This window comes from Bacteroides sp. B1-V-101 (assembly GCF_023656585.1).
Lineage (GTDB): Bacteria > Bacteroidota > Bacteroidia > Bacteroidales > Bacteroidaceae > Bacteroides > Bacteroides thetaiotaomicron.
Genome location: NZ_JAMOKH010000070.1, coordinates 1 through 10,008, shown reverse-complemented (window position 1 = coordinate 10,008; position 10,008 = coordinate 1). Strand labels below are relative to the sequence as shown.

The 10,008-nt window shown below is 44.2% G+C and carries 14 protein-coding genes and 1 pseudogene; 5 read left to right on the top strand and 10 right to left on the bottom strand.

The window, feature by feature from the left end; genetic code table 11:
* The 3 genes and pseudogenes from NBH01_RS26160 to NBH01_RS26150 all read left to right on the top strand — a co-directional run.
* Positions 1–200, top strand: a pseudogene (locus NBH01_RS26160) (hypothetical protein); the annotation flags it as partial.
* A gap of 170 nt (positions 201–370) precedes the next feature.
* Positions 371–1,831, top strand: coding sequence for a type IV secretory system conjugative DNA transfer family protein (locus NBH01_RS26155; protein ID WP_250700370.1), 1,461 nt, complete (start codon positions 371–373; stop codon positions 1,829–1,831).
* A 578-nt stretch (positions 1,832–2,409) separates the two neighbouring features.
* Positions 2,410–2,715 carry a hypothetical protein gene (locus tag NBH01_RS26150; protein ID WP_005783170.1) on the top strand — a complete coding sequence of 102 codons (306 nt, stop codon included), beginning with the start codon at positions 2,410–2,412 and terminating at the stop codon, positions 2,713–2,715.
* Between the two features lie 82 nt (positions 2,716–2,797).
* On the opposite strand, the gene NBH01_RS26145 is transcribed toward NBH01_RS26150, so the two are convergent.
* From NBH01_RS26145 to NBH01_RS26100, 10 genes are all read right to left on the bottom strand, one after another.
* Positions 2,798–3,241 (bottom strand): hypothetical protein, encoded by a 444-nt coding sequence (locus NBH01_RS26145; protein WP_007659487.1) that lies wholly within the window; start codon positions 3,239–3,241, stop codon positions 2,798–2,800.
* Positions 3,242–3,580: 339 nt separating this feature from the next.
* A complete protein-coding gene (locus NBH01_RS26140) occupies positions 3,581–3,817 on the bottom strand; it encodes a winged helix-turn-helix domain-containing protein (protein WP_009132803.1) in 237 nt (78 codons plus the stop codon).
* A 124-nt stretch (positions 3,818–3,941) separates the two neighbouring features.
* The gene (locus NBH01_RS26135) at positions 3,942–4,142 is read right to left on the bottom strand and encodes a winged helix-turn-helix domain-containing protein (RefSeq protein WP_009132802.1); all 201 of its coding nucleotides are present in this window, start codon (positions 4,140–4,142) and stop codon (positions 3,942–3,944) included.
* A 504-nt stretch (positions 4,143–4,646) separates the two neighbouring features.
* The gene (locus tag NBH01_RS26130) at positions 4,647–5,168 is read right to left on the bottom strand and encodes a BfmA/BtgA family mobilization protein (protein WP_118423726.1); all 522 of its coding nucleotides are present in this window, start codon (positions 5,166–5,168) and stop codon (positions 4,647–4,649) included.
* Between the two features lie 80 nt (positions 5,169–5,248).
* Positions 5,249–5,821, bottom strand: a complete 573-nt coding sequence (locus NBH01_RS26125) for an ORF6N domain-containing protein (RefSeq protein ID WP_009132799.1) — start codon at positions 5,819–5,821, stop codon at positions 5,249–5,251.
* Positions 5,822–5,870: 49 nt separating this feature from the next.
* Positions 5,871–6,068 carry a hypothetical protein gene (locus NBH01_RS26120; protein WP_009132798.1) on the bottom strand — a complete coding sequence of 66 codons (198 nt, stop codon included), beginning with the start codon at positions 6,066–6,068 and terminating at the stop codon, positions 5,871–5,873.
* A 3-nt stretch (positions 6,069–6,071) separates the two neighbouring features.
* Positions 6,072–7,046: a replication initiation protein gene (locus NBH01_RS26115; protein WP_250700369.1), complete on the bottom strand. Its 975-nt coding sequence runs from the start codon at positions 7,044–7,046 to the stop codon at positions 6,072–6,074.
* A 469-nt stretch (positions 7,047–7,515) separates the two neighbouring features.
* Positions 7,516–7,830, bottom strand: a complete 315-nt coding sequence (locus tag NBH01_RS26110) for a helix-turn-helix domain-containing protein (protein ID WP_121960625.1) — start codon at positions 7,828–7,830, stop codon at positions 7,516–7,518.
* Positions 7,831–7,835: 5 nt separating this feature from the next.
* A complete protein-coding gene (locus tag NBH01_RS26105) occupies positions 7,836–8,183 on the bottom strand; it encodes a type II toxin-antitoxin system RelE/ParE family toxin (protein WP_113748953.1) in 348 nt (115 codons plus the stop codon).
* Between the two features lie 67 nt (positions 8,184–8,250).
* Positions 8,251–8,433: a hypothetical protein gene (locus NBH01_RS26100; protein ID WP_250700368.1), complete on the bottom strand. Its 183-nt coding sequence runs from the start codon at positions 8,431–8,433 to the stop codon at positions 8,251–8,253.
* 356 nt (positions 8,434–8,789) lie between these two features.
* On the opposite strand from NBH01_RS26100, the gene NBH01_RS26095 reads away from it, so the two are divergent.
* A complete protein-coding gene (locus NBH01_RS26095; RefSeq protein WP_070751053.1) occupies positions 8,790–9,308 on the top strand; it encodes a ribbon-helix-helix domain-containing protein in 519 nt (172 codons plus the stop codon).
* 6 nt (positions 9,309–9,314) lie between these two features.
* The coding region (locus tag NBH01_RS26090) for a DUF5712 family protein (RefSeq protein ID WP_250700367.1) at positions 9,315–10,008 on the top strand (694 nt) is incomplete at its 3' end.

Below are 10,008 nucleotides of genomic sequence, written 5' to 3'. Positions count from 1 at the left end.
TTGATGTGCGTATGAACTACAACAGGGAAATAAAGGAGAGCTTCGAGTATCTGAACGCAATCAAGAACGGAACTACGGCAGAGATACGGCAGCAGGCTATAAAGGCGGTACAGCATGAAGCTGCGAGGGAAGCGAGCAAGGAGATAGGCAAGAAAGTGACGAGGAAGATCGTAAAGGGTATGGGAGGCATGGGCTTATGAAAAGGGGAGAGTTGGCGAAAAAGAAAAGGAAAGGTTGCCTTACCGCCTTGCTGGTGGTGTGGGCTGTGTTCATGGTGAAAGTCATTGCGGTGCTTAATCCCGGCTTTCCGGAGGCGTGGCGCATGGTGGAAGCCGGGCAGATCGCCGGGTTCGCTTACATTTGGCTGCTCGTGTTCCTCGTGCTGTTGTGCTGTTTTGTCCTTTGGTGCATCGTCCCGAAAGGTTACTTTCGGAAAAAGAAGCCGGAAACGTCCCGTCCGGCTGGGGAATGGGCGGTTTCGATACCCACGCATGAAAACCCGGTTGTTGTCGGCAATCCTTTCCGGGGCATATTCATCGCAGGGGCGGCAGGATCGGGAAAGTCCGAGAGTGTCGCAGTGCCCTTGCTCCTTGAGTTCATCCGCAAGGGATTTGCCGGGATCGTGTACGATTTCAAGTTCCCGGCTCTTGACAATGATATAAGCTCGTTTCTGAACGCAACAGGAAGCGATTTAAGACACTTTCGTCTTAATTTCAGTAATCCGTACCGGACGGACTTTGTGAACCCCATACAGCCCGAATATGTGCCTAATACGAGCTACGCACGTGAGTACGCCGTTTCTATCGTTGCCAACTTGACAAAGGAGAGCATAAAGAACCCGGACTTTTGGAGCAGATCCGCAACCGATGTGCTGACCGCCTGTATCTGGTATCTCCGGGAGGAACACCCGGAGATATGCGACATTCCCCATGTGCTGGCAATGGTTGGCAGCAATGGCACAGCCTTGCTCAACACGCTGCAAAAGAACATCATTACGGAGCAAATGGTACGCAGCGTTTACGATGCGTTGCAGAGGGGAGCGGACAACCAAGTTTCCGGGGTACTTGGTACGTTGCAGGGTGCGGTTGCCCAAATCAACACGCCCGAAATGATGTGGGTGTTTTCCCGTCCGGGCTGTCCTCTCGACGTAAACAATCCGGATCATCCGGCTATACTCACCGTTGCCACCAACCCGACAACGTCACAGACGCTTTCACCGCTTTGCAGCCTCGTGATAACGGTTGCCACCAAGCTGATGAACCAGCCCGGAAAAGTTCCGTCCTTTGTCATGCTGGACGAGGCGCCGACCGTTTTCATCCCGAATTTGGAGGTAGTGCCGAATACCGGGCGCAGCAACAGGATAGCCACCGTATTGATGTGTCAGGATCTTGCGCAGCTTGCGGACGGATACGGGGATAAGAAAGCCGATGTTTTGTTTGCAGCCTGCAACAGCCATTTTTACGGGCGTGTCGCATCGAGCAAGACCGCAGAGGTGTTCAGCCGTCAGTTCGGCAAGACGGACACCGTATTTACGACACAGTCGGAGAACAAGGGTGCTATATCGCCGTTCAAGTCGAAAGGGCAGAGCGAGGGGGTGCAGGAACGGGACATTTACCGTCCGGCGGTTTTCATGGAGTTGGAGGTAGGGGAGTTCATCGGGCGGACGGTGGAAAGTGCCGCACCCGTATTTCATAACCATTTTAGGCAGGTGGACGGACAGTACAGGCAATCGGTGGGGCAGCAGCCGGACAGCTTCGTTTCGGGTGCGGACATCATGGAATATTATAACCGGGTGAAAGAGGATATAAAAGGGATTTTGGGGCAGTCGTAGCGTGATTTTTTCTATTTTCCGGCACGAAGGTAGCTACGCACGCCGCATTTGTAAAGGGGCGTTTCACTCTCCGGGTAAAAAATCTCCTGTGCTCGCTTCGCTCGTGCGGTATTTTTTACCCTTCGCCCTTGACAAATACTCTGTGCTTCGCTGGCAGGTGTTTAGGAAAAAAGAAAAAAAATGTTGTTCTTTGGCGGGATGTCCGCTTTGTCATTTTGTTACCGGGATTTGTCCGCATGGTGGGAGACCCGCCCCGATCAGCCGGACACGCAATATCATTTTGTAATAACCGGCTAGCTGTTTTTATGGTGTAACGCTCCGATATTGCTTTCTTTTTGATAGATATGCAAATGCAAGAAGCCCCCCGGCGAAAACCCCGCTGGAGGCAATTATAGAAAGTCTGTGTATCATTTCCACAAAATGTGGAAATGATACACAGATAACAGTTCTTCAATAAATATATGTGTTTTTTGTATGCTTTTGATTATCAGGTATATATGACTTGTTTATTTGTTTGGCACAATGTTTGTTCTTTGTCTTTCAGAAACCATATGTTAAATATTTAAATAGATTGGATTATGAAAAAGGTATTATTTGCAGTAGCACTTGTTATGGGATTGGGTAGTTCAGTGGCATTCGCCGGCAACATGGTATCGGATGTTGAGATTGTGGTAATGGTGAACGATTATAAGCCAATCGAGGTAAAGGATCTGCCGCAGGCGGTTCAGGACACGATCAAGAAGGATTTCGCAGACCTGACAATCAAGGAAGCCGCAGTTGAGGAAAGCGAGGAAGGCACAAAGACCTACAAGGTGACATTTACCGATGCAGAAGGCACGGACAGCGAAGTGTTCTTCAACGAGAAGGGCGAAGTCCTGAAATAAAGCAAATGAACAGCAAAAAGAGAATTCAATTAAACTGTGTCAGCAAAATTAATATTTTATTGCTTTGCTGACACAGTTTGTTTTACAGCCCCTCCGGTTCCGGTGACTTGTAAGGCTTGAAAGCAACCCGAACCTCCTTATGCTCATCGATGACGAAAGTCTGCTCCGGCTCCACAGAACGAATAATGACGCCATTGACTTTCCAATACATGATTGTCCATGATTTGGAATGGGTAGCACGAAAATGCACCGTTGTGCCTTTCGCTATTTCAGCCGGAGAGATCAATTCTCCTATCTTTTCCGCAGCCGTATTTTCCAACTCCGGTTTAGCCGAAAGCTGACCTTCACCCTGATCCACACCAAATGCCAGCACTACTTTTTCCACTGCGGGAGGAAGAGGAGGATCTTCATCATTGTCACAAGAAACCGCAAATAGCGTAAGCCCATACAACAAAACAACGACAAAAGAGAGATAACCGATCTGTCTCATTAAGCCGATTTCTTTTTTTTCCATAGCAGTTTTCATAAGCTTATTTTTTGTTTACGACCGCATAAAGATAACAATTTGTTGGCTAAAAGGGTTTATTAAATATAGTGTTTATCACTTAATGATTTAAGGTTAATATCCTGTAGGTTGCAGGGAGAACAAACGGGAACAGCCGTTCCCGCCCCTTTCGGATTGTATGCCAGCACCCCTAAAAAATGCCTTGTCAAAGACAAGTAGTAACACGCCTGTGTTACGTTTTCGACTTTTCAGCCGTCCGACCGCCACCCCGTCCGATTTGACTTGCCTTTGAGGTTATATATGCAAATGCAGGAAGCCCCCAGCGAAAACCCCGCCGGGGGCAATATTTTTAAACAGGCTTTAAAAATACACGTTCAGCATAAGGTATAAAAAGACGTTCTTATCCTTAGTGCTGTGGTGTTCAAGTTCGAATTGGATTTTGTCCTCACGTGCGAGCCAACCTATTGCGCTGGCAGCTTCCAGGTCATTGAACCCTGTTGCATCCTTGACTTCTTGTAAAGTCCATTTCCGAGGTGCGTCTGTGCTTAATAAACGCCAGAGTTTTCCTGCGTTTTCTCCGATGATATGCTTGTCCATACTGGTTGGTTTATTAGATTAATAAATAGTTTTGAAATGGATAAAGAGGAAACGCTTTAGCATCATAATGGCATGATACGGCGAATATGCCGGCGTTTGCCTTTTATCCTCTTGAGGCGTTGCATCACTCTCTCCTGATATGCAATAGACCGTTTATCCGTTCAATATATACTTTGCCTTCACGTGCGAGCCACCCGGCGGCAATGGCGGTTTCATCAGCAGCCATGTTCAGTTTTCTCGCAAGCTCTGCAATGGTTATACGTCCGGTTTCTCTCAATTTATCCCAAATCGCTCCGGCATTGTAGCCTATAGTAGTCTTTTCCATATAACAACTTGTTTAAAAATTAGTACTAAAAACATATATCTCTCATTGCGTACGCATTGTCTGTCCTCTCGTTTAAGATACTGTTGTTATAAGTGAAAAAAAGCGGAAGGGCATTTGCCTATCCGCAGGTGAGGGAGTCGAAGCCCTTAGGTACAAACAGGTAGCGCCCCCCGCATATAGCGAGCGGGCGTATAGACTGTTTTTGCTGTACCTACGGTTCATTTTCGACTTTTCACCTGCACAGAAATCAGCTAAACGCTTTTCTTCAATATGTAAAAAACACAGTTGTATTGCGACTAATCCCCGACCAAGGCTCCACATCAGAGAAGTTTTTCTCAGAAAGTGACAACATAGTCCTGTTACAACTTAGACAAAGATAATAAAAAGATTGTAATAAGCAAATTTGAAAGCGATGTTTTTGGTTGAAATCAGTTAAATTAATCACTTTTGGACGCTCATGTGTTGGTGTCGCTTTCATTTTGCCTTTTAAGGATATGCTAAAGTTTATAGTTCTGTATTTACTTTTATTTTCCCTATTGTCTTTTGCTCGTCACGTACCCGGCACAGTTCTTGGTGTGCTTTTTCCTTGTACTCCTGCAAAGCAGAGTTTTCGGATCGCAGCCGGGCAATCTCCCTTTCTTGTTCTTCGCTTTTGGCTTCTGCTTTTGCTTTTTCTTCGGCAGCATGGGCGATCAGCTCCGGCGCTGGGAGTTGTTTGGTGGTCTGTTCCCGGACAACTTGGAGAAACTGGCGCACCGCTTCCGTTCCCTCGTTGTTGGTCTGCATGGTTGTTTTTACTTCTTTCAGTTCTCTGATGATTTTCTCCAATGGGGAATAATCGAGAGCGTTACTTTGCAGGTCAAATCCGGTACGCTCGAAATAATCCAGCGCAAGGGAAACAAACTCTTTCCGCAATATGCCGTTTGCCCGGCAGTATATCTCCAGCCGTTCAGATGTTTCTCCGCTTATCGAAATGGTTGTCTTTTCCGGCTTGCTCTTGGGTTGTATGGTTGCTTTATCTGTCATGCCTTAACTTATTGATGTAAATATGCTTATAATATGCTTGATATACTTGAAATATGCTACATGTTTTGATTATATGCTCGTTATTTGTCCGGCTTGCTCTTCTTTGTCCGCTTGACTGTGTGCTTGAACTTGACCGCCATAAGGTTGAGTTCGATAGTGGATTCCGTTTCGGTCGTGTCCGTATCATCTACAAGCAGGTCGGAGAGAAGCTCGCCTGTGCGCTGGATAAGCCCTTTTTGCTTGGCGTTGTCCGGCTCGTTATGTATCGCTTCGATATTTCGTGTAAGTTCACGCAGCTTTGTGAACGAATCTATTATCGCAATGGTGGTTTGCGTGGCTCTTGGGCTTTTCATTATGGTAGCCAGCATATACAGCCCTCTTTCGGTAAAGGCTCTTGGTTCGACAGTCGATTTTTTCAGTCTTTCCATGCGGTGGAAATTTTCCACCACATACTGTTTTTCAGAGGGTTGTAGGGTAAAGCAATACCCGTCCGGGAATTTTTCGGGATTGTTTTTGACAGCCTTGTTTATTTCTCTGGTTTCTGTCTGATAGAGTTCGGCAACATCCCGGTCAAGTATGACCTTTTGCCCCCGAAGCTCGATAACACGTGCTTCGACTTCTTTGGTTCCTATTGTTTGCGGTAAGTTTTCCATATTTTTTGAATTATGCTACAAATATACCGAATATTCCGAAAATATACCTCTATTCCGGGAGTAAATCGAGTTGGAAATCATGGTAAACGCCCCCTTTTCTTCCGCAGGCTTCCGGACATGGTTCGGTGAATATCACTGTTACGAATATTGCCCCGGCGAACTTCTCTATCTCTGTAACCATTGCCCGTAAATCCCTGCCATAGCCGCTTATTTCGGCTGGTACGATAACTTTATCACCTGTTTTCATAAGCTATTTTCTATCTTTTAATTTCCCTTTGATTGCATTGATAATATACCCCTTGGGGTTTTTCTTTTCTCTTGCTTTTCCTTTGAGTATGGCAAGTTCTCCGAGTAGATCTGTGAGTAAACTTTGTGCCGATACAAACAGATCCAAGTTGTTTTTAATCTCTTTATCGGAATATCCTATCGAGTTTTTTAAGTAATTACGAACTTCCGAAGATAAAGACCAGCTTAGGGAAACTTGCTTTTGTAAATCGTGTTTCTCTAAATCACTGTCCCGGTGTTCCGGCTGATATACCGGATAAAATTTTATGGCAGTTATTTTTCGCCCCGATTTGAGGGGAGTGTATTCAAATGTATAGGGGCTTACTGCGTCCAGTTCTTTTTTTGCAGCTTCCACTACGTAGCGTAGGAAATCGTTTATACGCTCGTATTTATTCGTTACGCAAAACATTTCTTTCAGTTGTTCTATTGAATAGATTAGGGGCGTTTTTTGGTTGCTAAGGAGTTCATAAAAGCGCATGGAGAATTGACTTTTAAAACTCATTGCAGCCTTTAGTTCATATTTACGGTAACCTTTGGAAAAGTCAAGAATACAATCCCATACACGTGGGTGGACTTGGAAAGATAAGACAGAAGAGCGCTTTCGGATATAAGGTAATGCGATGATAGATATACTTTGCCAAACTTCTTCATCTTCATACTCAAATATCTTTCGTTGGAGCGATTGCAGGGCTTCTTTTACTCTTGCGTAGTTTTTATCTTCTTCGCCATTGAGTAAACAAGCAATAGGCATGGTAATGTTTACGCAACTGAAAAGGTCATGTTCTATTTTTTGGCAGTTATTAGCGAACTTTATACCTTGTAATTCCCCTTGAGCCATTTCTACAAGACGGTAAATTATCCGCTTTTCGTACACGTTAAAGTCATATTTTGCAGTAGTCATAATATAACTTTGAATAAGATCTTTATTTACTATTGCCATATTTATCAATGTTTTGCGCAAATATAAATATCAAAAACGAGTTATACAAATAAAACTCGCTGATATTATAAAATAGTATTCAAAAACTCGTAGTTAAATTATAAAATAGTATTCAAAAACTCGCAGTTAGTATTCAAAAACTCGTAGTTAAGTTTTGATTTGTTCTTATAATCATCTGTGTATTAATAATTTCGTTCGATATTTTTAAAGATTGATAAGCATATAACAGGTTATGCTTTAAAACAAGTCAAAGAAATTTTAAGAGGTCAAGAAAAACGAAAATAGCCTAAAAACGAGTTTTTGAATACTTGTGAAAGCAAAGCAAAAGCCAAGCGCAGCGGGGTGAATTGAGCGAATTTCCCCGCGTGTTAAAATATGTTTAATTATGACTTTTTATGCGTAAAAACGAGAAGTTTCCGGGATGCGTTTCCGCTCCCGGATTTGATATAACATTTTGTTATATAGTTAGTTACCATAACGCAACTTTACCCATGCTTCCGATTTCAAGTTTAGCACTTATTCCCATAGCCTTAAAAACTCTTGCAATGGTGGAAAAGGTTAAATTCTTACCGTTTTCAATTCGGGAGATTTGAGCACGCTGCACTCCTATCAGATTGCCTAATTCCTCTTGGGTTAGGTTCTTCGACTGGCGAGCCTGTTTAATGGCTTCACCAATTAAGAAAGAGTTTAGATCAGCTTCAAACTGATCTCTTTTGGGAGTGCCTTTTTTCCCTATGTGCTTATCTAATATTTCTTCTTCTGTATAAAATTTCATTGTTTCCATACGCTTTATTTTTTTGAATTAAAATATGCTTTTCTAATATCTTCGGCTTTCGCTATTTCCTTGGGTGGTGTTTTTTGGGTTTTCTTTATAAATCCATGTGTTGCAATAACAAGGGTATTTGTTCCGTTATCTTTATCCCAAAAAGCCAGCAGCCTGTATTTTACTTTGTTATAGAATGTTCTGAACTCCCATATATCCGTATCGTCTAACTTTTTAAAGAGTTCCGGATCTATCACAAACTTGGCTTTGGCAATATTATAGATAATTTTGTCTTTAATCTTTGTTGGTAAGTTGTTCAGAAAATCATCTGCATCTTTTGAGTAGATGATTTTGAATTTAGCCTTTTCTTCCATAAGTTGTTGTTTTTATGGTGCAAAGATAATCTTTTGTTTCCATATAGCGAAACAATTTCTATTTATTTTATACAGCCTGTTGTGTCGTTTTGGCGTGTGTTTTTTGTTTGTGGAATAGGTTCTTTCTTTGTGCTTTGCCCGGCTCTCCCCGTCCCCCTTGTACGATGCAAAAGTACCCTTTTGCCGTACCGCAGGGGAGGGTGTTCGCCGGATGCAAAGCAGCCGAAAGAACAGCAAGAGGAAACGGCACTTTGTACCGTTTTTCCTCTTGCCCTACGGGGTTACGGCTGAAAATCAGCCGTTTAATGATAGCTTAGCCAATGATTTACTAATTGATATAAAAACTAATCTTCTGTATTACAGAATGATAATTTTATATATTGCAATTATTTTAGCTATTATCGGCAGGTTTTGCCTGTGAACGAAGTGAGCAAGCAGTCATTGGACTTAGTCCAATGCTGAATTTTTATATATCTGATTTTCAGATGATTAATTTTTATTAGTTTACCGTTGGTTTACTTTTGGTAAACCATATTTTTGTAATTGGCTACAATTCAGTATATTGTACCGGAAAAATCGGTAAACCAACACTTAAAATTGAAGCCTATGCAGAAGCAGACCACCGTAACAATAGATCAAAAGACCTTTGCCACACTTGACAGGCTGGCAAAGTCTAACGATGTTTCAAAGAAAGAGTTCCTTTCCTGTGCGTTGGAGTATTTCGAGAAATACGGAATTAACCCGGTGCAACATGAAAGCCCGGCAAAGGAGATGCAGAAGCTTATCAAGCGTTGCGATCAGGTGATAGCGTTCATCAGGAAGCAGGAACAGGACATCTTGCGCCCGGCTTGCGCAGCGATCAGCACCACCGAAGCCCGTATCGAGAGGGTGCTCGACAAGCTGGCAACCGCCGGACAGGTGCGGGACTTGCAGAAAGCCGTTTCCGACCAGCAGCAACGGCAGAACTACGATGCGAGGAACTTGCGCAGCGACATACTCCAGCTTTTGGGCAGAGCCACCGAGCAGGAACGGAAAGCGTTCATGTATCTTGGCAAGCTCGTTGACGCAAAGGAGAAAAGCGGTTTTTTCAACGACATTGCGACACTGTACAAGGAGCAGGGATAAGAGCCTATGAACGTGAAGATACAAGGGGGAGGGGGTGGCACGTATGCCAATACCGGGAGTTGTACCGGGGTGGTCACTTACTTGCAGCATGAAGATCTTGAGCGCATCCGGCAGGGGCAACAGGCAGAGCCGTTCTTCAACCAGTACCGGGATTTCGTCAGCCCTAAAGAGGTCACCTACAAGATAGACCATAACCGGGCGCAGCTCCACAAGACGGACGCAAAGTTTTTTGTTATCACCGTCAGCCCGTCAGAGAAGGAGCTCGCAGCAATGGGAGCCAGCCCGGAGGAGCAGGCACGAGCGATGAAGGAGTATATCCGTAAGGACATCATCCCGGCTTATGCGGAGAACTTCAACAAGGGGTTGCAAGCGAACAATATCGAGTATTACGCAAAGATCCACTATACCCGGACGGGAGAAAGGCTGAACGATATGCACGCACATATCATCGTGAGCCGGAAAGACCGGGCGAACAAGCTCAAACTAAGCCCTAAGACTAACCACAGGGGAACGGCGAAAGGGGCTGTAAGGGGCGGTTTTGACCGGACGGATTTTTTCCGGAAGTGCGAGCGGTGTTTTGATGTGCGTATGAACTACAACAGGGAAATAAAGGAGAGCTTCGAGTATCTGAACGCAATCAAGAACGGAACTACGGCAGAGATACGGCAGCAGGCTATAAAGGCGGTACAGCATGAAGCTG

Coding starts and splice junctions, on each gene's coding strand:
- NBH01_RS26150 (WP_005783170.1), top strand. CDS start 2,410: ATGAAAAAGGTATTATTTGCAGTAGCACTTGTTATGGGATTGGGTAGT.
- NBH01_RS26145 (WP_007659487.1), bottom strand. CDS start 3,241: ATGAAAACTGCTATGGAAAAAAAAGAAATCGGCTTAATGAGACAGATC.
- NBH01_RS26140 (WP_009132803.1), bottom strand. CDS start 3,817: ATGGACAAGCATATCATCGGAGAAAACGCAGGAAAACTCTGGCGTTTA.
- NBH01_RS26135 (WP_009132802.1), bottom strand. CDS start 4,142: ATGGAAAAGACTACTATAGGCTACAATGCCGGAGCGATTTGGGATAAA.
- NBH01_RS26130 (WP_118423726.1), bottom strand. CDS start 5,168: ATGACAGATAAAGCAACCATACAACCCAAGAGCAAGCCGGAAAAGACA.
- NBH01_RS26125 (WP_009132799.1), bottom strand. CDS start 5,821: ATGGAAAACTTACCGCAAACAATAGGAACCAAAGAAGTCGAAGCACGT.
- NBH01_RS26120 (WP_009132798.1), bottom strand. CDS start 6,068: ATGAAAACAGGTGATAAAGTTATCGTACCAGCCGAAATAAGCGGCTAT.
- NBH01_RS26115 (WP_250700369.1), bottom strand. CDS start 7,046: ATGGCAATAGTAAATAAAGATCTTATTCAAAGTTATATTATGACTACT.
- NBH01_RS26110 (WP_121960625.1), bottom strand. CDS start 7,830: ATGGAAACAATGAAATTTTATACAGAAGAAGAAATATTAGATAAGCAC.
- NBH01_RS26105 (WP_113748953.1), bottom strand. CDS start 8,183: ATGGAAGAAAAGGCTAAATTCAAAATCATCTACTCAAAAGATGCAGAT.
- NBH01_RS26095 (WP_070751053.1), top strand. CDS start 8,790: ATGCAGAAGCAGACCACCGTAACAATAGATCAAAAGACCTTTGCCACA.